Genomic DNA, 24,568 nt, shown 5'->3' with positions numbered 1-24,568 from the left:
AACAAAAGAACCTTTAAAACCACGACATAAATGGTTTTAAAGGTTCTTTTTTATCCTTCATTAAGCTAGCCAATGTTTAGGATACCTTGTTGGGACCTTGGGCAAAAGGAAGTGGGCGAAGAGGAGCACCTTCCTTCATGTATTGCACCAATACTTCTGGAATATTGTGTATTCCACCTGCATTGACTCGATAGCCGTTCATTTGCCCTGGCGAGTTAATCCCCCGTTTGACCGTGAATGTAACGTCAATTCCCAAGGAACGGCAAATTTCCAGCGTCTCCTTGGTATACCCACCATAAGGGAAGGCAAGTACATTCTGATCATTGTGTAGATGCTTGAACAGCTTCTTGTCAGCCATGTCCAAGTCGGTATAAACCCGCTGTTTGAACTCATCCTCTGTTTCCATTCGCCCCAGCTTTTTCGAATACACCGGGCCCATCAGAAGCGGCTTTTGTTTGGTGCGCGCTGTGTTGGAGTATCCGTAAGCATGCTGGTCATTGGTATGATTGTAGAAATCAATGCCTTCGGCATGCATCTGATGAATTTGATCCCATGTCAGCTTTGGAATACCAATGTGCTTGGGATTGCTGATCGTGGACGTGATGAGAAAATTGGTTGCCGGTACCTGGTACTTTTTCAACACGGGAAAAGTGTCTGTATAAAAGGACTCATAGCCGTCGTCGAATGTCATGAGTACCGCATTATCAGGAACCTTGGCTTTATGTAAAATAAAGTCCGTATACTCTTTCATCGTGATCCAGTGGAAGCCATTAGCCTTCATTTCGTCCAATTGCCTCGTTAAATTACTAAGCTTGAGAGCGCCGGGATCAGGTGGAGTCTTGGTCACCTCATGATACATCAGGACAATGACTTTGTTTTGATAATATACTTTATCTGGTGTAGGCGTCAGTGAGAATAAATGGCGTACCAGTCGATCTGCATTAGCTGTACGTGTACGATGAGTCCCTTTAACTGTAGGTGTGTGGTATATGCTACGTGCTTCATACAGCAAAATCCCTAAAATAGCCAACAAACTTATGATTAGCAATGTTCTTTTAAAAAAAGTGTGTTTCATTGAATGACATCCCCCGCATGTAAAAAATTCTGAAAGTATAGAGGTTTAAACTAAATATGAAACTAGCAAAATCTAGTCTATCATACCGAAAACATGCGGGAGAAATATCACAACTTTGTTACCTCTGTGTTGCTTTTACAGATACCGATGAAGAGGTCGGGAAGTAACCGATCTCGACGGCATGCTGGATCATGTTCTGAATAAAATTCAGGTCGGTTGCCGGGCATTGAACGCCAGCTTGTTCCAGCAGAGCTGCGGTTACAGAACATCCGTAACGATAAGCTGAATCCTTGGCTCCATCACCTTCCAGTTGTCCCATAGCAAGATGAAGTGCATCCTCCTGGATGCCGGAAGACGGATTTAGCAGCCAGGCGCTGTAATCGTCAAAAGCCAGGGTTTCTACTGCGTAACCGAGTTGGTTTACCATACTGATCAGTTCATCATATGGCAGTGGGTTCGGATTGCAGATATGGAAAATGCGGTTTGCGCTTTTTTGATGAACGGACAGCTCTACGATAGCACGGCTGGCGTAATCAATCGGTGTGAAGTCCGTATGCCAATCGGCTTGTGGCGCTTTGCCCAGCAGCAGCATCGCCTTCATCATACGATAATAAGCATTGCTGTCGATATTTCGCTGGAAGCGCCCGTTGGCCGAATGGGCTGTCAAATTACCCGCGCGATAGATCGAGACAGGCGTACCCGCTTGAGCTGCTTGGAACAATAACTTCTCTGCCGCGAGTTTACTGTTCGTGTACAGGTTGTCCACGTTCAATTCGTCTGGGAAGGCAGAAAGCTCCAATGCCGACTCCCATTTTCCTTCGTTTGCAAGATCCTCCGGTATCCCCATAGTGGAGACATGATGGAAGGACACTCCGGACTTGGCTTGGGCAATTTTCAGCAGTTCCAGTGTACCGGTCACATTCGTGCGATCGAAAGCTGCCGAATCACCAAAATGGCGAACGTCAGCGGCGCTGTGAATGATGCCGTCGATTTGGTGCTCCAGCATATGGCGGTCGACGGAAGAGAGACCAAGATCAGCTTGCTCCAGATCCCCATAGACAGCCTTTACCCGTCCTTCGATCAAGCTGGAGATATCTTGTCCAAAATATCCCGTCAATACAGACTGAATACGCTCGATACCGGATGGACCGTCCTGAGAAGGGCGCACCATTGCGTATACTTTGGCTTCTGTCCGTTGAAGCAGGTCATACAGAATGTGCGAGCCCAGATAGCCTGTAGCTCCGGTCAACAAGATCACGCGCAAGTCGCGGACTTCGGCTAAGTCAGATGCACCAGACAACTCAATAGGATGCTCATTCAAGTCCATTTTTTCTTGAGGAATCGCGAGTGGCTTGCGTTGCGGCGTTTGTTCCGCACCTAATTGTTCCACGTATTCAGCAAGCTCACGGACGGTTTTGTAGCGGAAAAAGTCTCCGATGCGCAGCGCACCATAACGCGGCTTTAGAATAGCCAGCACATGAATGACACGAAGCGAATCGCCCCCGATCAGGAAGAAATCATCGGTAGCGCCAATGTTATTTTTACCAAGCACTTGAGTCCATGCTTCGGCAATAAGTGTTTCGGTTCCTTCTCGGAGAGGTTCCCCGCCAAATGAATGATCAGACGCTTCCGGTAGTGGCCGCAGGGCCAGCTTTTTGCGATCGATCTTACCAGTTGGTGAAATTGGCATAGCTTCCAGATGAACGACATGGCTTGGTACAAAATACGAAGGCAGCTTGCCCCCAATATAAGACTGAATAACGTCCTGTGGAATGGATTGTCCATCCGAAGTGGTGAAATAGCCAACTAGCATGTTCTGATCTGTGTGATCTTTGACGGCTACTACAGCGACGTCCTGAACACCTGGATGTTTGGAAAAATGGTCTTCAATTTCTCCAATTTCAATCCGATTTCCTCGAATTTTGAGCTGCGAATCCTTGCGGCTTACGTATTCAATCGTACCGTCTGGCAGCAGCTTGGCGATATCACCCGAGCGGTACATTTTTTCACCCGGAACAAAAGGATTGTCCACGAACGATTGGGCTGTACGTTCCGGCTGATGGAGATAACCATGGGCCAACGCAGGAGTAGCAATGCATACTTCACCCGGAATATTGACAGGGCAGAGCTTGTTATCATCGTTAACGATATATACTTTGTAATTGTAAATCGGTTTGCCGATTGGGATATTGACGACATGCTCAGGCACGGCACCACGGACCCGATGGGTCGTCGTCGCTACGGTGCATTCGGTCGGTCCATATACGTTTACGATGTCGGTATCTGTACCGAATTTGCTTTGGAACGCTCGAACTTGTGAGCCGTACAGCGCTTCGCCTGCCACGGTAACAATCCGTACCTTAGCGAGTTTGCGATAGCCTTCGTCTGACAAGTACGTAGATAGCTGATTAAAGAATACGGTCGGCAAAATGGTAATAATCGTCGTGCCTGTACGTGCAATGGCTTCAGCGAATTCTTCAACAGATACACGTTCTTCGGAAGACAGCAAGTACAATTTTGCACCGTAAAACAAGGCTCCAATTGTATCCCAAACGGATGCATCGAAGCTGTAGGTCGCAAATTGGGTCAATACATCCTGAGGTGTAATGTCGCAATCGCGTTGCACGACAGCTCCTAGGTTAACGACACCGCGGTGAGCGATCAGGGCACCTTTCGGTTTGCCTGTAGAGCCGGATGTATAGATGACATAAGCTAGATCATCCGGACTTACATTAACGTTCGGATTGCTTGCAGCATAGCCTGCCAGTGGCCCGTTAATCGCTAAAATTTCTTTTACCGTCTCAATGGAACCGCACAGTTCGGTCGCTTGTTCCATGAGTGCGGAAGTTGTTAAGACAAAAGGAGAACGCGTGTCTTCGACAATGTAGCTACTCCGGTCAGCGGGGTGGGCGGGATCAACAGGTACATATACGCCTCCGGCTTTCAGGATACCAAGCAGTGAAATGACGGTCTCTAAGCTCCGTTCCATGAAGATAGTCACGAATTCACCTTTGGTAAGACCTTTGGATAACAAGACACGTGCGACTTGGTTAGCACGTTCGTTCAACTCACGGTACGTGTACTCTCCAGTGTGTGAAGCAATAGCCGGACGATCAGGGTATTGTGAAGCCGCCTCCTCAAACATACCATGAATAGTTTGGTGCTCAGGATATTTCACGACTGTATTATTTAAAGCTTCGTGAGCAGCTCGATCCGCATTCGATAATATATCAATTGAATTCACAAGTGCATGGCTGTTGGTTAGCGCGCCACGCAAAAGGGTTTCAAAGTATTCTGCATATCGGACAACCGTTGTTTCCAGCAAGAGTGATTGATCATAACGTATCTGTATTTGATAAGCGCCATTGTGTTCACTAACAGCCCAGTCCATAATACGGGATTCTACACCGCTGTCCGTAGGCAGATTTGCCGAAAATGAAGTATCTGCTTGTGGTTCCGCAAGGTATGCATTAGGCTCACGGAGCATCTCCTGATATAAGCCTGCTAGTTCATGAAAAGTCGTTTCCTTTTCGACTGTCAGTGAAGCTGTAAGCAGACCGGTTTGCGGCACAAAAGTAGAAAAAGAAACTTCTTCTTCTGCGGATAGGCGATATACCCATGCAGTATATGCTGATAAGAGCAACGCTTGTTTGTCTTCCGCAGTTTTTTGCTGATTTAATTGTTCCGAGATGGACGCTTCTAACTCTACTTGATAAGTAGAGGATGTATGCTTGCGTTGTATACGTGCATAATCCAAGGGAACTAGGAATGGGGATGGGGTTGTCTGTGTGCTGTTTTGTAGTAATGAAGCCATTACGCTAACCTCCTGAATGTATGATGTCTTAATATAAATGGTAAACTCAGTAAATGCCTCCGATCCCTTCAAATGCATGAACAGGAGGGAGGCATTACTGAATGATTTACTTATGAAATAAACTTTGGAGTCGATAAATGGTTATTATGATTTGGTACGGTTGGTGTCTGCAATTTTGAAATAAGATGTAATTTCTTGAAGCTCTTCAGACATAGACGTCAATTTATGGGATGAATCAATGATCGAATCCAAGGAAGCTTTTTGTTCCTCCACCGTTTGCACAATGTGAACACTGTTATTAGCTGTTTTGGTTACGGTGGCAGAAAGATCGTCTGCTGTCGCTGTCATTTCCTGTGTACCCGCAGATATTTGCTCAGTAGCGCTGGAGACTTCTTGGATTTGCCATGCTACATTTTTAGTTGCTTGAAGAATATCATTGAACAGCACGCCTGCTTGTCCGGCAACGACGATACCATTTTGAACTTCAACGTTTCCTTGCTCCATCGACTTCACAGCTTGTCCGATTTCACTTTGAATTTCTTCAATTAGGGACGTAATTTGTTTGGTTGCATCCGCAGATTGTTCTGCCAGCTTACGTACTTCACTGGCAACAACGGCAAAGCCTTTACCTTCTTCGCCAACGCGTGCAGCTTCAATAGAAGCGTTCAGAGCGAGCAGGTTGGTTTGACTGGAGATGCCTGAAATGGTACTGATGATATTGCCAATTTCCTGCGAACGACTGTCCAGCAACTTGATGATACGGGAAGTATTGGTTACTGTATCGGTAATCAAGTGCATTTGGGATGATACCTTACCTACAATCTCGTTGCCTTCATTAGAACGTTTCTCTACCGAATTGGCTTCCTCCGCAACATTGGAAGAACTTGTGGCAATATTTTGAATTACCGAAGCCATTTCAGACATGGCACGTGCACTATCACCGGTTGCTTTTTCCTGCGAACGGATATTCTCCGTGATTTCACTGATGTTTTGATTGATGATGTTGGAATTGATTCCGTTTTGTTCGCAGATTGCGAGTAATTCCTTGGCAGATTCATTGACTTCATCGGTTGTCTGCTTCACTTTGGTCATAATGCTGTTAATATGACTTACCATATCGTTGAAGTTCTGATTCACGAGCCCCAAATCATCATGACCTGCATGAATTTGAACATCCAGATTTCCTCTGCTTACTTCACTGATACCGTACATCAGTTGCTTAATCGGGGACAGCGTGCGTTTCACAACCCAATATTGAAGCGCCAAGCAGATCAGTAGGAAAATCACTAAAATGGTAGCGCCGCTAATGAGCAGCTTGGTCAATCCAGCAGGTACGGCACCGGCATCTGCATCGACTGCAAAATATGCAAAGATTTTGCCACTTGGATCTTTAATCGGAGTCATCAAAGTCGTCCATGTACCAAAAGAATCATCGTAGAAGCTGGTGAATGTTGGTTTGCCACTGTCCAGCATACCGGTTACGCCTACTGCCACAACATTGGGTTGCTCGTACATGGAGCCAACGAGCAGCTTATCTTTTTCAAATGCTTCTCTGAGATCCGTTGGCATCGCCACAATAGATGTTAGATTGCCATTTTCGAGCTCCGTCCCGAAAATATAGGCATGAGAGATATTCGGATTCGTCGCCATGATGTTATCTAGGTACGCGCGGAGTTTGGTTTGAACGGGTCCATCATAATTTTTCTCTTGAACCGCTTGGGTTACATCATCGGAATTAATGCCTTGGGCCCACTTCAATGTGATTTTTTCCACTTGCCCATGCAATTGGTCTATCAAAATCGTACGTTGGATCAAATAACTGGACACAATAAGGACTAGCCCAATCAATACGATGTTGAAGAAGGATAATAATAAGTTTTTGGTGAAGAATGATAAGCTACTCCACTTTTTCAAAATGTTCCACTCCCTGGTTGTATTTTTGTATATGGTGTTGAACCGCTTATCGAATGAGATAATCAAGTTCCCCTTACAAACATATTAATAGAGATAATAGACCCTTGAATTTTATGTAATAGGTCTTAAGTCCTTTTATAGACAAGTATGATATCCCTATATATATGTCGTACGAAAAGCCCTTGAAATGAATACCTTACACAATAAAAAATTAATTTTTAATAGGTAAACGCTGTCTGTGTTTCAGTATATTCCAATTTATACTTCTACTTGAAATTCGACTTCATTACAGTCCATAAGCAACTATTCAACAGAAACCATCATACTTTATAATAGAGTCAAATGCACTTATCAATTTGGGACATTTTTCATATTCGACATTGGAAATGCTTGATTTATCGCGGTTTTTGTGAATTGTTTGCGAAATGAGTCCTTATATTCATGTAAAGAGAAGAGGGATAAGAAGAATGTCCAAGCTTACGATTTTAAAGGTTGAGAGTAATCATGAGGATCTGCATGAGTTGATTCAAAGGCTGGATGAGGACTTGCTGGAAAGGTATCCTGCCGACGAAATTTACTTGGTCGATTTTTCCAATCCGAAAGTTAAAGAAATGGTTTTCGCTGTTGTGTATGTGGACGAAAAACCGGTGGCTTGTGGAGGGCTTAGGCCTATAGATGCGGAAGAAATGGAGCTCAAAAGGTTTTATGTCGATTCCTCTTATCGCAGACAAGGAATTGCGGTGAGTCTATTATCTTTTTTGGAAGAGGAAGCCAGCAAACGGGGAGTTGTAAGAATTAAACTGGAGACCGGAGCGGCTCAACCTGAAGCGATTGCTCTCTATACCAAACGGGGATACGAACCTATTGAACGGTTTGGGGAGTATAAACACGATGAAAACAGCCTTTGTTATGGTAAAAAGCTGTCTCTGTTATTATAAAGCGTTCTCTTATAAAATGGATGATGATCAATACTAGCCTATATAGCGGGAGAGATGATAATGAATTTGAAGCAAAAAGCGGCCGAAAAAGCAGTTGAGGCGATTCAGGACGGCATGAAAGTAGGACTTGGTACAGGCTCGACAGCCTTTTGGGCTATTCAAAAAATCGGTGAGCGTGTAGCGCAAGGATTACATATACAGGCTGTAGCCACATCCCAAGCCTCGGAAGATCAGGCCAGGGAGCTGGGAATTCCCATCATTCCGTTTGATCAGATTGGAAGGCTTGACGTTACCATCGACGGTGCGGATGAAGTGAACGAGCAACTGGTACTGGTGAAAGGTGGAGGCGGAGCCCTGCTGAGAGAGAAAATTGTGGAAAGCAATAGCGATCGATTAATCATTATTGTCGATGAGTCCAAGGATGTGAAGGTGCTGGGTGCATTTCCTTTACCCGTTGAGGTCGTACCCTTTGCCAGTGAGTGGACGTTGGAGGCTTTGCGGGGGACGGGCTGTAAAGCAGAATGGCGTATGAAAGACGGCGGGCGCTTCCTTACGGATAACGGTAATTATATTGCCGATTGTCGCTATGGTACGATTGAGAATCCGCAGGAGTTGGAAATCCGCTTGAATCAAATTCCGGGTGTAGTCGATAACGGATTGTTCATTAATATGGCGGACCAGGTTATTATCGCACGGGCCAATGGACAGATCGACGTCCGTAACAAGTAATGTCTAGGACCCGCCTGCTTCATCATGTGGCATTGATGTTATTGATTTTATATACAGGGCTTCTATTATATTGGATGTTTCTCGGTTTTGGTCGTACATTACGACCAGGACCCCCGTATTCGTATAATATTGTTCCGTTTGATACGATTAGGCAATACTGGCGGGCAATGGAGTCGTTTCCTTTTCGGGTATGGGGTGTTAATTTGCTCGGTAATATTGGCGTATTTATTCCCTTCGGTATCCTTGTGCCTATCATTTGGGTGTCCATGCGAAGTATAGGTAGTCTGTTGTTAACGATAGTGATCGCACTGGTCATTCTTGAGGTGTCCCAAATGCTGCTGGGCGCAGGTACAATGGATGTAGATGACATCATACTGAATGTTCTGGGAGTATTATGCGGCCGTGTTGCCTACGTATTTGTACGTAAGAAGTTAGGGATAACAACATAATCGTCCTGCTCTCTGGATCAGTGCTTTAAGACTGGCTGAGAGCGGGCTTTTTTTACATAATGAACTGTAATTTTCACATAATAAACGGTAATTACTCCATTTATAGGACGTAAGAGCAGGGAAAGGAACGCTTAAACTTGACAAAAGTGCACAATTAAGATATCTTTGAATAAAGATATGAGTAACGGAGGCTGTTAATATGTCTGTAAAACCAGATGATCAGGACTTAGCACTTAATTTGTTCGTTGTTCTGGCTCGTGCTTATAATTCGGTCACGTCCCGTACGAATCGGGACATTCATAGTCATGGATTAAATACAACAGAATTTGGAGTGCTTGATCTGCTGTATTATCGGGGACCACAGCCTTTGCAGAAGATTGGAGAAAAGGTACTAATCTCTAGTGGGAATATTACGTACGTGGTAGATAAACTTCAGAAAAAAAACTTGCTTACCCGTCGTGCATCACAAGATGATCGGCGTGTGATTTATGCAGAATTGACTGATGATGGACGTCATTTCTTTGAGCAAATATTCCCGCAACATCATCGTGTCATTATGGAGACCGTGGATGGCTTATCTGTGGAAGAGAAGGAGCAGGCTATTCATCTGTTAAAAAAGCTTGGACTAACTGCTGAGGGGCAGAAGAGTAATGGATCATAAATTGTGCGTGTGCAGGTTAAATCTGTTTTAGATAAAATACCGACTTCTCGGTATTTTATTTTTTTGTCGTATTTTGGGGAAGTAGGGTTAATGTAGAGACGCAAATCAGGTATAATTGTCTAATAGTCACGTCCGGAACCAATCCCCAGTACCTGTTTCGAATACAAAACCTTGTCGGGGAAGGAGCTGTACATGAGCATACAGCAATATACCGCAGGTGAGTCGCTATTGATGCAAGCAGGAGCTTTGGCTGAATTAGTTACCCATAAGCAATACGAATTACAGCCTGATCTTTTGCAGCGTTTTGGGGATAACGGTAAAATAAAGACAAAACAGGATTCTATATATAGTTTGAACTATTTAGCTGAAAGTGTAATCATGAACAGCCCTATTTTATTTACACAGTATGTTTCCTGGTTAAAAAAGCTTCTGGAGGGTTTCGGCATAACTCAAGAAGATTTGAGCATCAATTTCAGATTAATCCAGGAGACGTTGGTAGAGCACTTCGATCATACGGATAAAACCATGGTGCTGGAGCATCTGAATTTGGGGATACAGCAAATTGGGAAGAAAGAGGAGTATGCCTCTTTTATTACAGATGATAATCCCTATGCTGCTGACGTGGCTCAATATTTGAAATATTTACTCTCAGGTAATCGCAGACAGGCTTTGGATTGGATCGTCCGTTTGCTGGATGAGGGTATCTCTATTCAACATACGTATAAATATATTTTTCAAATTTCGCAATATGAAATAGGCCGTCTATGGCATGAAGGCAAAATCACCGTCGGCCAAGAACATTTTTGCACTGCCGTGACTCAATTTATTATTTCCAGCCTGTACCCCAGATGGATGGGGAGTGGAAGTAAGGAACGCTGCCTCGTGGCGGCGTGTGTAGGCAGCGAGCAGCATGAAATTGGTCTGCGTATGCTGGCTGATATATTTGAAATGGATGGTTGGGATACGTATTATTTAGGCGCTAATGTACCTAACCGGAGTCTGGTTCAGGCCATTGTGACTTACAAGGCGGATGTGGTGGCTATCTCAGCTACCATGGCTTACCATGTCCATTTAGTGAAAGAGTTGATTGCTCTCATTCGACAAGACCCAACTACTAGCCATGTGAAAATTATGGTCGGAGGCTTGCCTTTTAATCTCGATTCCCACTTGTGGCAGGAAGTAGGGGCGGACGGATACGCACCAGGTGCGGAGGAAGCGCTGGAGGTTGCAGGGGACTTACTTTCGCTCAGGAAATAAGGTTAGTTTTGTGAACCTGTAAGTCATTTTGTAAAGGGGGCCTTTTAATATGAAGGAACCGACAGCAGAAATGGCTGTCCTGCGGAAAACGGTCGAACAATTAACGGATGAGATTGTGAAAAGCAAGGCTGAGGAAGAAAAGCTGCTGAATGAATTTTCATCAATGAACAACGAACTGGTCAATCTGCAGCGTCAGCTTGCCAAAAGTAATGCGGAATTAACACGGACGAAGGAAGAAGCGGTACGGGCTAATGACCTAAAGAGCACTTTTCTGGCTGTGGTTAGTCATGAATTCAGAACGCCAATGAATGGAATACTTGGAATGATCGAAATGTTAGGTTCATCCAAACTTTCCCCAGATCAACGGCAGGCCATCGGTGTGATACGTGAGTCAGCCTCCCTGTTGTTGAACATGATTAATAATCTGCTTGATATATCCAAAGTGGAAGCAGGACAGATGGAACTGGAGATCGGAAATGTCAGAGTTCAGGCGATTATGAGCCACGTTGCTCAGTTGTTGGAGCCGCAAATCTATCAGATGGGTAACCGGTTAAGTATAGAGACCGATACCAGTGTGGCAGAGCATCTGGAGGGAGATTCAGCAAGGATCATGCAGATCTTGCTCAATCTGTTGAACAATGCGAATAAATTTACGAGTGAAGGATTGCTCATCGTTCGAACAAAATTAGTGGAGGAAACAAAAGATTCCCAACGTGTTCGATTTGAGGTGCAGGATTCGGGTATTGGGATTTCACCGGAGGATCAGAATAAGCTGTTTCAGCCCTATGTACAGGCAGGTGAAGGAAGCGCCTCCCAATATGGAGGAACAGGTCTGGGGCTATGGATATGCAGTTCATTTGTGGAACTCATGCAGGGAGAAATTGGGGTCGTCAGTGAAGAAGGCCAAGGCTCTACGTTCTGGTTTGAAATTCCCTTCATGAAAGGATCGGAGCAGGCAGACGAAATGGAGAAGCATGAAAATGGTGATTTGAAGGTATTTAGCGAGTTGCTGCGTGAGCACAGTCATTCTCAAACTATTTTGGTGGCCGAGGATAATCGGGTGAACCGTCAGGTGGTGCAATTACAGCTTAACCACTTGGGATTCCAGCATATTGATTTTGCTGAGGATGGACAAGCTGCTGTAAGAGCGGCCTCCGAACGATCCTACGCTTGTATTCTAATGGATCATCATATGCCTCTGCTGAATGGTCATGATGCGGCGAAAGCGATCCGCCAGCGGGAAGCAGAAAACCAGCAACCACCTGTACCGATCATTTCTTTGACCGGAAATGTGTCCGAGGAGGATCAGGCACGGAGCCGGGAGGTTGGAGTGAACGATTACTTGATGAAGCCAGTAACGATTGAAAAGCTCTCTGAAAAGCTTGTCAAATGGCTTCCAAAGCCGGAAACCGAGCCGATTTTGGATGAGGAAGTTATACGTGAAATTATGCTGCTGGACGAGGATGGCAGCACGGGACTACTGGAGTCATTGGTCGAAATGTATACTAGTGATACACCTGCCAAAATCAATAGGTTAAGAGAACTGGCTGCTGCGGGCGAAGCCACAAAAGTAGTAGAGGCTGCTCATGAGTTGAAATCAGGCAGCGTGAGTCTGGGTGTCGGGCGTTTGTCCTCGTTGCTGTCCGATATTGAACAGCTTGCACGGGAGAACCGACTTGAGAATGCGAAAGCGAAGTTGTCTGCGCTCCAATCTGTCTATCAAGCAACGTGTTTAGAGCTGGAACGCTATATTCACCAGTGCTAGACAGTTTTCCCCCTTGTTAGACTTGCATACGGAAGGAGGACGTAAGAGACATATATGAAAGAACAGTTACGTTCCATTCACCCGCTGGCCTGGACGATTATTGTCGGTACAATTTTTGGACGGATGGCGACATCCATGAGTATCCCGTTTTTGTCTATTTACCTTACCACCCGTCTAGGGGTGTCCCCCTTTCATACGGGGGTGATCGTATCGGTCAGCTCGTTGGTCGGCATTTTTGCCAGCTTTTACGGTGGATATATTTCAGATCGAATCGGACGACGTAAGGTGATGCTGGTGTCCATTGCGAGCTGGGCGCTTGTATTCGTTGCTTTTGCGTTGGCGGAAGCGGCCTGGGCCTTTTTTGTCATTAATGCTCTGAATGGACTGTGCAGATCCTTGTTCGAGCCAACCTCACGGGCACTGTTATCAGATGTAACCCCGAAGGAGAAAAGACTGCTTATCTACAATATGAGATATGCAGCCATTAATGTTGGGGTGGTGGCAGGGCCGTTGCTTGGTTTAATGTTAGGATCTGCATCCACGGGTACGCCGTTTATGGTAGCTGCTGGTGTGTACGCATTGTACGGGGTACTGTTGTTGATCCAATTTGTCCGGTATGCATCGGATCTGCATATAGGTACAACGGCGGGAGAGGCTCCACTGCGGATGGGCGAGGCATTCCGTACAGCCAGCCGTGATCCGGTGTTTATGCCGATTTTGCTGGGAACAGTATTTTGTGTGATGGGCTATGCTCATTCCAATTCCACAATGCCTCAATTCTTGTCCTTATCCTTCGAGGAAGGAACCCGGTGGTTTACATACATGCTGACGGTCAACGCGGTTTGTGTATTGGCATTTCAATATCCGCTGGTGCGACTGGCAAGTCGATTTTCCCCGGTGAATTCCTTGATTGCAGGGAATATATGTATTGCGGTCAGCCTGTTGCTGTGCGGTATGCTAAACTCAGGCTGGATGTTTATACTGGATATGGTGCTGTTTACGGTTGGTGAAGTGTTATTGTTCACGATGTTGGACGTACTGATTGACCAAATTGCAGATGCTCAATATAAAGGGACCTACTTCGGTACAATCGGCTTTAATAATTTGGGAAGCGTGCTGGCTCCTTTATTTGGTGGCTGGTTGCTGGATATCTATGGTCAAACGGCGCCGCTTGCCGTTTTTGTTCCGGTTGCCCTGTCGGTTGTGATTGGCATTCCGTTCCTTCTGGTCGCACGCCGACGTCTGGTGCAGCGTACAGCACGGATCGCGGCTCAAGGAGGAGAATCGGTGCAGCAACTGTCATCATAAAAAGGGAGTTGAGTGCAGGATGAAGTCGGAAGAAAATGTGCTACGAATCATACAATATATGAATGATCCGCAGGTACTGCAAGACTTGCGCTATGTGCGAGAGCTGAAGTTGCCGCAAGGATGTATTGCCGCAGGCTATGTACGTAACCGGGTTTGGGACAAGCTCCATGGCTATACAACTGCTACACCTTTAAACGATATTGATGTTATTTACTTTGACCCGAAAAATACGCTAGAGGAACGAGATGAGTATCTAGAATTGTCCTTGAACCGTAAGCAGGCCGGACGTAACTGGTCTGTCAAAAATCAGGCTCGGATGCATATTCGCAACGGAGAGGCTCCTTATTCCTCGATAGAGGATGCGATGAGCCGCTGGCCAGAGACGGCAACGGCTGTGGCGGTTAGATTGAATGACAAGGATCAAATAGAGGTCATTTGTCCGCATGGATTGGAAGATCTGTTGGATATGAGGGTACGGCAAAGCCCTTTGTTTCGTCACACAACGGCTTTTCGTCAGCGTGTATTTGAGAAGCAGTGGCTTGATAACTGGCCGTTGCTTATTATGGAGAATTAGAGTTAATCCTAATTTCAGGATATTAAGGAGAGACGACAAACAATGTTTAAAAATATAAAAACAGATTCAGATCGTGAGGAGGTTCTGGAGCTGTTAACCTACGCTGTGCTGGATCATCCTGAACGCGGAGAAGCAGCTTTACGTACCTATCAAGCCTCGGATGACTGGAAGCTGTTCGGTGTAGAAGATGAAGGACTTATTGTAGGTATTGTTGGCTTTGAGGAGCAGGAGGATGGAACAACCGTAATTCGCCATCTGGCCGTGTTGCCTGAAAACCGTCATAGAGGGTATGCCAGAGGTATGCTGCTTACGCTTATCCAGGAGCGTAATCCGAAACGGCTTACTGTGGACACGGATGCGGAGGGGGCAGATTTCTTCCGCAATGTGGGCTTTGCCGTATATGGATCAGAGGATTTGCCGGATGGTGGGCAATTCCATTGTGTATATGAAATAGACGAAGAATAAGCGAATCTCCGGGTCCCGCGTTCCTCTTTCTACATAAGATATGTTATGTAGAAAGAGGGAGGTGGGTTTCATTGGCGTACCAATATACAGCGATTGGAGATTCTTTAACAACAGGTGCGGGGACGTTGCTGAGCGGCGGATTTGTACCTATCTATCGGCGAATGGCAGAAAGACATCTCCGTACGCCAGTCAGTTACGAGAATCTGGGAATCAACGGGCTGACATCGCAGGAGTTGCTGTCAATGGTCCGTAACAATCCGCTTTTTCGGTCGGCGCTCAGCCGGGCTGAACTTATAACGGTAACGATCGGCGGGAATGATCTGCGCCCATATATCAGCGCTCTTTCTGGAGGTTCCGGCTTGTCGGGTTCTTCCATTCCGCAAGCACTGAATCACACCAAAGAACATGTGCGCCAAATTGTACATGCTCTGTATCAGATAAAGTCCGGTCAGCGTGAGCCATTTATCATCCGAATGGTGGGATTATATAATCCTTTTCCAGGGGTAAGGGAGGCAGGAGTATATGTGCGCCAGTACAACTCGTTTCTCTATACATTGGGCGGACCGAATTACCAGGTGGCGAACATTTATCCCGCATTTGAGGGCTATGAACGGGCACTACTTTCGTTAGACCGGGTGCATCCGAACAGTCGTGGTTATCGTGTGATTGCGGAAGAGCTGAATCGGCTTGGTTATGCGCCGTTACGCTGAGCGTGAGAGGATGCTTTGGATCGGACAAAGTATATTAAAGAAAAAGGTTCATCATGGCAGTAGAAACTGACCATCATGAACCTCTTTTTCTGCATTGGGCATGCTACATTTCTAAAATAGCTTTCAGCTTGGTGCAGTCCGCCTGTAACTCGGGCAGCTGACCCAAAAATAGAAGGAAGGCTTTCACGTGAGCTATTTCCACGTTTTCTTCAGAGAGTTCACCCTTTAATCTGCTTAGGATTTGCACATATTCATTCCGGGGAGCTTCATTTAATTTAGTTTGTTTCAGAACCGTATCCATACATTGCAGTGCATAGGAGATTTGTTTTCCCTTGGTCCAGATTTGATCAGAATCTTCATGGAATACGGAATCGCGGCCCCACATGATTTGATGTTGAACATCAGGGCTCAGCATTCCTTGTGCCAGCATATCCGTAATGCTGAGCATAAATTCAGCCAGTGTTTTATGCTCCGTCGAGGACAGTTCTGAATCGCTCATTCGGAAGGAATTAATAATGATACTTTTGATGACAAAATTGATATCGTGCGCATAGTCACGTATAGATTGTCCATAAGCATCAATTAAGAAATCAACCATCACGTTAGACAAATAATGTTCAACACGATCAATGGCTTGTGCGATTTTTTCTTCCTTAGAACCGATTAAAGGGACGGAGTATACCAGCAAATGAACTTTATTCTTATAAATCCGGCCCAGCGCAATCAAATACAGTTGTCTCAACTTTTCACGGGAAGGTAGCTGGTGCTTCAAATAAAGTTCTTTAATATCTGCATCAAGAAGTTTTTCAATCAGGACGATTGTCCCCAGCAGCAACTCTTCTTTACTTTGAAAGTATTTATAAAAGGAAGCCTTGACCATCCCGCTTTTGCGGGCAATTTCATCGACCGAGGTGGCATCGTACCCTTTTTCAGAAAACAGGGAAAGGGCGGCATAGATAATATCTTCACTCGTTATTTTTTTCATTGTACCCCCAATTTTTTGCTCTGTCTCTTTAATTTCCAGCGGGCAATAACCATATACAGGGACGGAACCACAAACATCGTAAGAATGGTCGAGTACATCAATCCAAACATAATGGTATACGCCAGCGGTCTAAACATAAGCTCTCCAATAAGCGCAATCGGAATCAGACCGACAATGGCTGTCAGTGAAGTAAGCAATATGGGACGGAAACGCGCTTTGGTCGCTGCAATAACCGCCTCCTTCAGTTCGATCCCTTCACGTCTTGCATCCTCAATAAACTCAATCAGCACAATGCCGTTACGTACGACAATACCTGCCAAGGTCATTAAGCCCAACACGCCCATAAAAGTAATCGGTGTATTTAGAATGAACAAGCCAAGAAATCCGCCTGCTGCTGCCATATACACGGTAGTCAATATGATGAGTGGAGTCGAGAAAGAATAAAATTGCAAAAAGATCAGCATGAAGATTAATAGGATGACGACAACATATAACCATCCTATTTCTGATAAAATGTCATCTTGTCCTGAAATCTCGCCGCCAATTTCCCAAGTGTAGCCTGGAGGAAATTTAATGTCCTGCAATTTAAGCTTGACATCCTTCATGACTTCGGAAGCTGTACGGCCGTGAACTTCAGCTTCAACAGTAATCGAACGCTTTAAATTATAATGGTTAATTTTTTGTGTTGCAAAGGATGGTTTCAACTCAGCCAATTGAGATAAAGGGATTTGAACACCATTGGCATTGGTCACATTCAATTGCTGAAACAAAATTTCAGGATTTTGATCGGTTTGGCTTAGCTTCAGCTTAATATTTATCAAATCTTTCCCCGTATCAAATCGGCTAAAGCTCACGCCATTACCCATTAACAAGAGTGTACGTGTCAGATCATTATTGCTTACCTGATATTGATCCATCGCTTGTTTGTTGATTTGGAAATCCAACGTATAGCCTTCATTTTCCATATTGTCTTGTATGTCCTGTGTTCCTCTGGTAGCCATAATGCCTTCTTTTAACTGCTGTGACAACGAACGCAACTGATCTACATCATTGCCTAAAATCCGAATGGAGATCGGCTTACCGAGAGGCACCCCCACTTTGGCTATTTTCAAGGAAATGGATTGACCCGGATAACGATCCTTTAAGATGGAGGGCCATTTGTCTGCCATTTCATCGGGATCAAATGCACCTTCTTCCCCAATAATAGCAATTTGACCCACGGTTGTGCCTGTTTTGGCGTCAGCGGTCATATCTTGAAACAACCGGGGAGCGTCGCCGCCAGCCGCATAACTGATCGTTTCCACATGAGGTTGCTGCTTCACCCATTTGGCAATATCCTCGGTGACCCGCTTGGTTTCTTCTATAGAAGTACCTGTAGGCATACGCACATTAATGCTTAATTCCGGATCGTTGGTTCTGGGGAACAGGTCGATCGGAATCAGAGCAAGTATGCCGTACAGCGTGGTACTGATCAATAATCCTAATGCAGCATATAATCCAGGTTGCTTAGTGACTCTCGGAATCAGCTTGCTGGTATATACGTTACGAAGAGCATCAATTTGTTTTCCCAGCAGTCCCGACGGCTTGATGGTGGAGTTGGGCGTTTTTTGATTTCGTTGTCCATACCATTCTCTAAAGATTGGGATGACGGTAAAGGACATGAGCATGGAAGCCAATAACGTAAAGATAACAGCAAACGGTAATGGTTTGATAAGGGAGCCTGCATCGCCTGATAAAAAGAACAGCGGGGCAAAGGAGGCTACAGTTGCCAGGGTTGCGGTCAAAATGGAAATGGAAACTTCTTTCGTTCCATTTAATGCTGCTATCTTGGGACTCTCGCCCAAGGTCATCATTCTGCGTTCAATATTATCATTAACCACCACAGCATCATCGACTAGAATCCCCATTACAATAATTAAGCCAATGACCGTAACCTGATTCAATGTTATTCCGAGCATAGGGAGAATAATGAGACCTATGGCGATTGAAATAGGAATAGCCAGTGCCACAAAAGAGGATGTAATCAGATTCAAGCCCAATGTACATACGATCACAACCGCCGCAATGGCAAACAGCATTTCACGGGTCAAGCCATGAAAAATATGATCAATCCGCTCGGTCTGTGAAAATAACGTATTTAGTTGAAACGTATTAGGCAGATTTGGTTTTAACAACTGCATTTCTTTATTTACTTTGCTATAAATCGTGTCTACGTCAGAGCCGGTATTACCGTTAATCGTCAGTGTAATAGCTGGTTTACCGTTAAAAAAGGCCATATAGCTGCTGGTGTTATGTGTAAGCAATACGGTGCCCACATCACTGAGATACACAGGAGCGCCGCTGTCTGTTCTGGAAATAATGACTTTACTCAAATCCTGAGCATCCTTGGACTGCTTTACATTCAAGCGATAGGTACGTTCATTGTAATCCAGATTGCCTATCGGATATTGATCATTTTCCTTCTGCACTGCACTCATGAGCTGTTCCCAACTGATATGGTACTGCTGGAGCTTTTGAGCATCAATTTGAATCTGAACCTCTTGATCCGGTAATCCCTTGATTGTTACTTCCGATACACCGGGAATGGTTTTTAATTGATCCTTCCACGATTTCACCATATCATTTAGTTGATACAATTGCTCCACAGAGTCCCCCGTGATGGCGTAGGAATGGATAAATACCTTATTCAAATCATCGTTAACGAGAGGCTTTTGAGCATCTGTGGGCAGAGAAGACTGGGCATCGTTCATTTTTTTGCGTAATGTATCCCAGGCTTCTGTGGCATTGGCGTTGCCTTCTGTCTCAATGATAATCGTCGAAAGTCCATTTTCGGATGTAGAAGAAATCTTTTTAATATGATTGATTTCTTTCATTTTTTGTTCCAGAGGCTTTGTGACCGTTTGTTCTACCTTTTGGGGTGTAGCTCCAGGGTAGAGGGTCGTGACCACAGCGGTTTTCTTGATAATATCCGGCGTTTCCTGCCGGGGAAGCTGAGAGACACTATACAGCCCGGCAACAATCGACATGATAAAAATAAAGAGGGTCAGTTTTTTCTTTTTGATAAAATATGCAATCATTTGCTCGTTCCCCCCATGATCTGAACGAGCAGCCCATCGTAGATCAGGTTTACTCCGGTGGTAACGATACGATCCCCGACATTCAGCCCCTTGGTAATTTCGAGCTTATTGTTGGACATCTGACCGACATTCACGACCGTCTTGACCGCTTTGTTGTTCACCACTTTATAGACAAAAGTATCTGTACCGTTATTAATGACAGCCTTGGCTGGGAGCAAAATTCGCTCACTTTGGGTCAATTGGCGTCCTGCCTTTACGACTTGTCCCGGGGCCCAATCATGCTGGGTGTTAGGAACAATCACTTCCACGTTGATACTGCCCGTATTGGTGTTGGTGGCCGGATAAATTTTACTGACCGTTCCTTCTCTGTTCTCATCGTACAGTTGAAGCTGGACGGTCTGACCTTGCTTCCAGTTCGTGATTTCATGATCGGGAACAGGGAGTAGCACCTTGAGCTTGTCGATTTGTCCGATACGATATATCGGCTGTCCAGTGCTCGTCAATTGTCCCACCGTTGCCTTTTTCTCCAGAATAACGCCGGAAATGGGGGCTTTTAAAGCTGTCTTGGAGAGGGAAAGTTCGGCTTGCTTTTTGGCAATGACCGCCTGTTGATATGCCGCAGTTGAGTTATCTCGGGAGGCTTCTGCCTGTTTTTTCGCAGCGATAGCAGCTTCTTTCCCGGCTTGGGCTTGCCGCAAGCTGGATGCTGCCGATTGCCGATCTTCTAATGTGGCTCCCTCCTGTATTAAGGAGAGGGCTTCTTGCGCATCCTCCAGATCCTTGGAGGCGTTGGTTAAAGCGAGCTGTGCATTTTCATAATCGTTTTTGGTTGCAGCTCCCTGATCATATAAAAGCTTGGTGCGTTCAGCGGTAGCCTGTGCTTTAGTCAAAGCGGACTGTGCTCTTTGCACTTTGGTACGGACCTGTGCCCTTTCCTGCTCACGGGCACCCTTGTTCACTTTGCTAACTCCAGCTTGAGCTGCTGCCTTTTGCGCGTCGGCGGATTGAATGGAGGCATCTGCACTTGAAATGGCAGCTGTAGCATTTTTGATACCTGCCTGTGCTTCAAGAATAGCTGTACTAGCCTGCTCCAGTTGTAGCTGGTAGCTGGATGAATCAAGCATCGTCAAGATCTGCCCTTGGGATACGGAGTCTCCCACATTGACAACTGTGTCGCGAATCAGTCCGGATAACTCAAAAGATACGGAGGTATCCTCATAGGGCTGTAGTGTGCCTGAAAGGTCAAAAGAAGCAGACAGCGGTTCTTTTTTTACAACCATCGCTTCCACCTTTTGATTTTGTTGTTCCACTGCTTCTTGATCACTCGATCCTGTAGATGAGCAAGCTGAGGTGAACAGAAGAATGAATATAGCAGATATGTAGAGACTGTGTTTCAACAAGATGATCGTCCTTTCCGGTTTTATACTTTTGAGTTTATTTATAAACCCTAAGGTTTATAAGCGGATTATATGACCAGATTTGTGGCATGTCAATAACAGGTTACAAAATAAAACGCTGATCAGGAGGAACAAAATGATTCGATTCAGGTCGATGGAGGAGCTGTGTGGATAAAACGTAAAAACGACCTTTCTCAAAAGAAGAGAAAGGTCGTTAAGGTAAAATATAGATCCGTCTAGCCTATTATTTTACGGAATAAGCTGCGCGCAGCCCACTTGCGCTCACTTCGTTTGCGGTATTTGGGCAGGGAACGATAGACGGCAATGGACTGGTTAAAGGCTACAGTGGCTTCATCCTTGCGTCCCAGCATACGGTACATCAAGCCTGTCAGATAATAGCCCTCGCTGGAAGAAGACTGAATCTCCTGAAATTGCTGCAGATAATGAAGTGACTTATTTACGTCACGTTCTTTGAAAGCAGCGGCTAAATGCAAATAAGGCTCACCGTATTGCACCCGCGGGTTAATGTCCAGTGCTTTCAGTAAATCCTGTTCTCCATCCTCCAGATGGTTTGTGTGTACTTCAGCCGTTCCCCGTGCGTTCCAATAGTCTGCTGATTCTTCGTAACGGGATTGAATTTCCAATAACAGCTCCAAAGCCTGAGGATATTTCTTGCTTTCGATCCAGATACGAGCCAAATCGAACTTGGCAGCCACATCGTTGGCGTTTAGCGCAATCTGTTGGCGCAATCGAGCGGCATTGCGTCTTCTTTTCCATGGTTTGCTGATGCTGGGCAATACACCGACAAAGCTGCGATCTAATATATAGATCACGATTAGGAGTACGAGCATTGCCAAAAACGGGTTGCCAAGCAAACTCCATAGTAGAGAGAAAATTAAAAATTTCCCAATCATTCTGCTCCAATCCTCCTGTGCATGTAACAATCCATACTTTCCACATTATAGCATAGGGTCACTTTAAGGGTCATTAGCATGATGAGATTTGGAAGGATGGTAGAGGGGGCGAGAAGAAAAATACTTATTTGTGATGCTCGATGTATAGTTTTACGAGAAAAGGAACCTTTTTTTATTCCCGCCAAAAGGTTGAACAGTCTGCCTTATCCAAAATATTAAACTCGATCATTTTCTCAAGTAATGAGAAATCAACCGGACTATCCCACTGGATACGTACCAACTGCTTGGTGTGATCATAGCCAGCCTGCACAATTAACTCGGAAAAATGATTAATCCCTGCTTTTTCAGGGGCAACGGCCAAATGATGTTTGGCTACGCTAAAGCCAATAATAAATGTGCCGTGATCCGTAAACATAGGCTGATTCCACGCAATTTTTGCCATTAAATTTGGAAACTTCTTGGTTACCCAAGCCAAAACCTCTTGCGTTCGGGCCCGATGTTGGGGGTTATCAATATGCGCTAAATATTCTGCAAAAGCTTCCATGTTGTTCCCTCCTTAATAAAAATTATATCGTTCAGAAAAGTTCCTCAAACCTATTTGTCATTAAATGATTTAACTATCATTTTATCGCAGCAACATGTTTCTCAAGGAGTAATTGTCTGTTGAAAAATACAATAATATATTTAGATATAAAAAATACCTTTTATGTCCTGCTATATTCCCCAGCAAGAATAGAGTACAGATATGAATCATGAAATTCGCCTTTATAATACCAGTGTTCACGCATCAAACCTTCACGTTGCATTCCGATCTGTTGCATAACCTTCTCAGAAGCCGTGTTTTCTGGTCGACATGTTGCATAAATACGGTGGATAGCAAGTGTTCTAAATCCAAAGTCTAGTAACGCTCGTGCTGCCTCTGCTGCATAACCCTTCCCTTGATAATCTGGATTCAAAACGTAACCCAATTCTGCATTAGTATCTTTGACATGAATACCCATACCGCCGATCAAGATTCCATTATTTTTCAGACAAACGGCTAGTTCGTAGTCTTGTCGTGGCTGTTCCTGCTGTGAAGCTAGAACTTGTTCTATATATGCCTTTGTATCTTCTTCTGTATTCGGTCCCCAGGCTGTATATCTAGTAACTTCAGGCAATGACGTGTACGTATGTATACTTTCCCAATCAGATCTGCAAATATCACGAATAATGAGCCGGTTTGTCTCAAATTGCATAATTATTTATTCCTCCTGTCTATAGTCAAAAGAAGACTCTGCCTAGTATTTCAAAACGATTAATACCTCATTCCAATTTTTTAAGCGATCGTAGCCTTTAACGTTATGACCTCCATTTTACAATGAATCCCGACCTTTTGCCGCCTGAACGCAATCCGCAAGGGAGCGTCCGGCAAAAGGCAATTAGAAGATAATGAATGTGGACTGGAATAGCATACTGTTATTGACTATCTGGTTCGTCCTAAAACAGCCTGCGCGCTGTTACGAAACGTTTCTGCCATTTATCGTCAAGCGTGTCAAAATGAACGCCGCGTTCTTTGGAGAATGTATGCAGCAATTTGTTGTTCCCTGCATAGAGAGCCACATGGCCGATCTCTAGCCCGCGTGCGCTGAAGAACAGCAGGTCGCCTTTGCGCAGCTCGTTCAGCCCGACCTCCCGCCCTTCTTTAGCCTGATCGTAAGAGACACGGGGGAGGTCGATAGAGAGCGTATGCCGGAACACTTCCCCCACAAAAGAAGAACAATCAAAGGTCGAAGTCTGTCCGGTTGCTGCGCCGAATTCATAAGGGGTACCGAGAAATTTCTCTCCGTAGGCGATGAGTTCATCTCCCTGCCGTTCCGCCAGGGATGGGCTGGAATAGTCGCTGTATTTTGGTTTTGCCGATATGTATCCAGTCAGGTTGTCTTTAGTGCGCACTTCCAGCCAGAGAGCATTGACCTCGCGGATGACGTGAACCTTTTCGTTGGCTGGAATAAGCCGCAGGGAAGGGGAAGCTCCCGATGAATCTGGTTCGCTGCGCAGGTTGACCCTGGTAAGAACTGTTGTGAAAAAATCGTCTCTGGAGGCAATCCGGATTGTCCGAGTAAGGGCATCCCACTTCACTGTGCTCCCAAGTGCTTCGCTCACAAAACGCAGTGGAATCATCGTGTTGCCCTCAACGATCTGTCCCGGAACATTCAGGGACAGCGTTTTGCCGTTTAGGGTGGCAGCGAGTTCCCCGATGTGGTAGGTCAGCACCGTGTCGGTTTTGGTTGCTGTTACGGTTTTGCTGAATCCGTTCCAGGAAAGCACAGCTCCTTGCGCCTCAAACAACTGGCGCATGGGGACGAGCGTTGTCCCGTCTAGCAGCAGCGGCTGGGCGGCAAGCTGAAGCGGGTGGTCATCCACATAAACGGTCGTCACCGGAGTCAGCGGTACCGACTTCGCATAAGACGGGTTTGCTTGGAGCAGCGATACTGCCAGCAGAGCCAGCAATACTCCCTTGTTGATTGTCATGCTGTCATCACCTCGTTGTTAATGT

General features: G+C 45.2%; 20 protein-coding genes. 10 read left to right on the top strand and 10 right to left on the bottom strand.

The features are described 5' to 3' along the window. Positions 1 to 76 precede the first annotated feature (76 nt). The 3 genes from ACQW03_RS01955 to ACQW03_RS01945 all read right to left on the bottom strand — a co-directional run bounded on the left by ACQW03_RS01955 (position 77) and on the right by ACQW03_RS01945 (position 6,803). On the bottom strand, positions 77 to 1,075 hold the full coding sequence (locus ACQW03_RS01955; protein ID WP_071640388.1) for a polysaccharide deacetylase family protein: 999 nt from the start codon (positions 1,073 to 1,075) through the stop codon (positions 77 to 79). 118 nt (positions 1,076 to 1,193) lie between these two features. Continuing rightward, entirely contained in the window at positions 1,194 to 4,889 is a 3,696-nt protein-coding gene (locus ACQW03_RS01950; RefSeq protein ID WP_441948012.1) for a non-ribosomal peptide synthetase family protein, read from the bottom strand. Between the two features lie 144 nt (positions 4,890 to 5,033). Then, complete coding sequence (locus tag ACQW03_RS01945) at positions 5,034 to 6,803, bottom strand: methyl-accepting chemotaxis protein (RefSeq protein ID WP_071640392.1); 1,770 nt, start codon at positions 6,801 to 6,803, stop codon at positions 5,034 to 5,036. A gap of 467 nt (positions 6,804 to 7,270) precedes the next feature. Between ACQW03_RS01945 and ACQW03_RS01940 the strand changes: the two genes are divergently transcribed. From ACQW03_RS01940 to ACQW03_RS01895, 10 genes are all read left to right on the top strand, one after another. After that, positions 7,271 to 7,741: a GNAT family N-acetyltransferase gene (locus ACQW03_RS01940; protein ID WP_441948009.1), complete on the top strand. Its 471-nt coding sequence runs from the start codon at positions 7,271 to 7,273 to the stop codon at positions 7,739 to 7,741. 60 nt (positions 7,742 to 7,801) lie between these two features. Then, the gene (rpiA, locus tag ACQW03_RS01935; protein WP_076292612.1) at positions 7,802 to 8,470 is read left to right on the top strand and encodes a ribose-5-phosphate isomerase RpiA; all 669 of its coding nucleotides are present in this window, start codon (positions 7,802 to 7,804) and stop codon (positions 8,468 to 8,470) included. Next, the gene (locus tag ACQW03_RS01930; RefSeq protein ID WP_023988125.1) at positions 8,470 to 8,919 is read left to right on the top strand and encodes a VanZ family protein; all 450 of its coding nucleotides are present in this window, start codon (positions 8,470 to 8,472) and stop codon (positions 8,917 to 8,919) included. The genes rpiA and ACQW03_RS01930 overlap by 1 nt, the downstream gene beginning before the upstream one ends. Before the next feature lie 199 nt (positions 8,920 to 9,118). Continuing rightward, positions 9,119 to 9,580, top strand: coding sequence for a MarR family winged helix-turn-helix transcriptional regulator (locus ACQW03_RS01925; protein WP_013309820.1), 462 nt, complete (start codon positions 9,119 to 9,121; stop codon positions 9,578 to 9,580). Between the two features lie 192 nt (positions 9,581 to 9,772). Next, complete coding sequence (locus ACQW03_RS01920; protein WP_258296319.1) at positions 9,773 to 10,837, top strand: cobalamin B12-binding domain-containing protein; 1,065 nt, start codon at positions 9,773 to 9,775, stop codon at positions 10,835 to 10,837. A 49-nt stretch (positions 10,838 to 10,886) separates the two neighbouring features. After that, positions 10,887 to 12,602 (top strand): ATP-binding protein, encoded by a 1,716-nt coding sequence (locus ACQW03_RS01915; RefSeq protein ID WP_441948005.1) that lies wholly within the window; start codon positions 10,887 to 10,889, stop codon positions 12,600 to 12,602. 54 nt (positions 12,603 to 12,656) lie between these two features. After that, positions 12,657 to 13,910: an MDR family MFS transporter gene (locus ACQW03_RS01910; protein WP_441948003.1), complete on the top strand. Its 1,254-nt coding sequence runs from the start codon at positions 12,657 to 12,659 to the stop codon at positions 13,908 to 13,910. A gap of 19 nt (positions 13,911 to 13,929) precedes the next feature. Then, positions 13,930 to 14,484, top strand: a complete 555-nt coding sequence (locus tag ACQW03_RS01905) for a nucleotidyltransferase family protein (RefSeq protein ID WP_023988129.1) — start codon at positions 13,930 to 13,932, stop codon at positions 14,482 to 14,484. A 42-nt stretch (positions 14,485 to 14,526) separates the two neighbouring features. Further along, positions 14,527 to 14,949, top strand: coding sequence for a GNAT family N-acetyltransferase (locus ACQW03_RS01900; protein ID WP_023988130.1), 423 nt, complete (start codon positions 14,527 to 14,529; stop codon positions 14,947 to 14,949). A gap of 71 nt (positions 14,950 to 15,020) precedes the next feature. Beyond that, the gene (locus ACQW03_RS01895; protein ID WP_220027614.1) at positions 15,021 to 15,659 is read left to right on the top strand and encodes a GDSL-type esterase/lipase family protein; all 639 of its coding nucleotides are present in this window, start codon (positions 15,021 to 15,023) and stop codon (positions 15,657 to 15,659) included. A gap of 103 nt (positions 15,660 to 15,762) precedes the next feature. Here ACQW03_RS01895 and ACQW03_RS01890 read toward each other — a convergent pair whose 3' ends face one another. The 7 genes from ACQW03_RS01890 to ACQW03_RS01860 all read right to left on the bottom strand — a co-directional run bounded on the left by ACQW03_RS01890 (position 15,763) and on the right by ACQW03_RS01860 (position 24,543). Next, positions 15,763 to 16,644: a TetR/AcrR family transcriptional regulator gene (locus ACQW03_RS01890; RefSeq protein ID WP_025718565.1), complete on the bottom strand. Its 882-nt coding sequence runs from the start codon at positions 16,642 to 16,644 to the stop codon at positions 15,763 to 15,765. Further along, positions 16,641 to 19,721 (bottom strand): efflux RND transporter permease subunit, encoded by a 3,081-nt coding sequence (locus tag ACQW03_RS01885; RefSeq protein ID WP_441948000.1) that lies wholly within the window; start codon positions 19,719 to 19,721, stop codon positions 16,641 to 16,643. The genes ACQW03_RS01890 and ACQW03_RS01885 overlap by 4 nt, the downstream gene beginning before the upstream one ends. Further along, positions 19,718 to 21,121: an efflux RND transporter periplasmic adaptor subunit gene (locus tag ACQW03_RS01880; protein WP_441947998.1), complete on the bottom strand. Its 1,404-nt coding sequence runs from the start codon at positions 21,119 to 21,121 to the stop codon at positions 19,718 to 19,720. The genes ACQW03_RS01885 and ACQW03_RS01880 overlap by 4 nt, the downstream gene beginning before the upstream one ends. A gap of 233 nt (positions 21,122 to 21,354) precedes the next feature. After that, positions 21,355 to 22,032: a tetratricopeptide repeat protein gene (locus tag ACQW03_RS01875; protein WP_441947996.1), complete on the bottom strand. Its 678-nt coding sequence runs from the start codon at positions 22,030 to 22,032 to the stop codon at positions 21,355 to 21,357. A 172-nt stretch (positions 22,033 to 22,204) separates the two neighbouring features. Continuing rightward, on the bottom strand, positions 22,205 to 22,576 hold the full coding sequence (locus ACQW03_RS01870) for an iron chaperone (protein ID WP_103047923.1): 372 nt from the start codon (positions 22,574 to 22,576) through the stop codon (positions 22,205 to 22,207). A 160-nt stretch (positions 22,577 to 22,736) separates the two neighbouring features. Beyond that, positions 22,737 to 23,267 carry a GNAT family N-acetyltransferase gene (locus tag ACQW03_RS01865; protein WP_441947993.1) on the bottom strand — a complete coding sequence of 177 codons (531 nt, stop codon included), beginning with the start codon at positions 23,265 to 23,267 and terminating at the stop codon, positions 22,737 to 22,739. A gap of 241 nt (positions 23,268 to 23,508) precedes the next feature. Further along, a complete protein-coding gene (locus ACQW03_RS01860) occupies positions 23,509 to 24,543 on the bottom strand; it encodes a C40 family peptidase (RefSeq protein WP_441947991.1) in 1,035 nt (344 codons plus the stop codon). Positions 24,544 to 24,568 lie beyond the last annotated feature (25 nt).

This window comes from Paenibacillus sp. DRB1-1 (assembly GCF_052119485.1).
Classification (GTDB): Bacteria; Bacillota; Bacilli; order Paenibacillales; family Paenibacillaceae; genus Paenibacillus; species Paenibacillus polymyxa_B.
This window is presented reverse-complemented; position numbering and strand designations above follow the sequence as displayed.

Bases quoted from the DNA above. Each gene is read 5' to 3' on its own strand.
- ACQW03_RS01955 (WP_071640388.1), bottom strand. From the start codon at position 1,075: ATGAAACACACTTTTTTTAAAAGAACATTGCTAATCATAAGTTTGTTG.
- ACQW03_RS01950 (WP_441948012.1), bottom strand. From the start codon at position 4,889: ATGGCTTCATTACTACAAAACAGCACACAGACAACCCCATCCCCATTC.
- ACQW03_RS01940 (WP_441948009.1), top strand. From the start codon at position 7,271: ATGTCCAAGCTTACGATTTTAAAGGTTGAGAGTAATCATGAGGATCTG.
- rpiA (WP_076292612.1), top strand. From the start codon at position 7,802: ATGAATTTGAAGCAAAAAGCGGCCGAAAAAGCAGTTGAGGCGATTCAG.
- ACQW03_RS01930 (WP_023988125.1), top strand. From the start codon at position 8,470: ATGTCTAGGACCCGCCTGCTTCATCATGTGGCATTGATGTTATTGATT.
- ACQW03_RS01925 (WP_013309820.1), top strand. From the start codon at position 9,119: ATGTCTGTAAAACCAGATGATCAGGACTTAGCACTTAATTTGTTCGTT.
- ACQW03_RS01920 (WP_258296319.1), top strand. From the start codon at position 9,773: ATGAGCATACAGCAATATACCGCAGGTGAGTCGCTATTGATGCAAGCA.
- ACQW03_RS01915 (WP_441948005.1), top strand. From the start codon at position 10,887: ATGAAGGAACCGACAGCAGAAATGGCTGTCCTGCGGAAAACGGTCGAA.
- ACQW03_RS01910 (WP_441948003.1), top strand. From the start codon at position 12,657: ATGAAAGAACAGTTACGTTCCATTCACCCGCTGGCCTGGACGATTATT.
- ACQW03_RS01905 (WP_023988129.1), top strand. From the start codon at position 13,930: ATGAAGTCGGAAGAAAATGTGCTACGAATCATACAATATATGAATGAT.
- ACQW03_RS01900 (WP_023988130.1), top strand. From the start codon at position 14,527: ATGTTTAAAAATATAAAAACAGATTCAGATCGTGAGGAGGTTCTGGAG.
- ACQW03_RS01890 (WP_025718565.1), bottom strand. From the start codon at position 16,644: ATGAAAAAAATAACGAGTGAAGATATTATCTATGCCGCCCTTTCCCTG.
- ACQW03_RS01885 (WP_441948000.1), bottom strand. From the start codon at position 19,721: ATGATTGCATATTTTATCAAAAAGAAAAAACTGACCCTCTTTATTTTT.
- ACQW03_RS01875 (WP_441947996.1), bottom strand. From the start codon at position 22,032: ATGATTGGGAAATTTTTAATTTTCTCTCTACTATGGAGTTTGCTTGGC.
- ACQW03_RS01870 (WP_103047923.1), bottom strand. From the start codon at position 22,576: ATGGAAGCTTTTGCAGAATATTTAGCGCATATTGATAACCCCCAACAT.
- ACQW03_RS01865 (WP_441947993.1), bottom strand. From the start codon at position 23,267: ATGCAATTTGAGACAAACCGGCTCATTATTCGTGATATTTGCAGATCT.
- ACQW03_RS01860 (WP_441947991.1), bottom strand. From the start codon at position 24,543: ATGACAATCAACAAGGGAGTATTGCTGGCTCTGCTGGCAGTATCGCTG.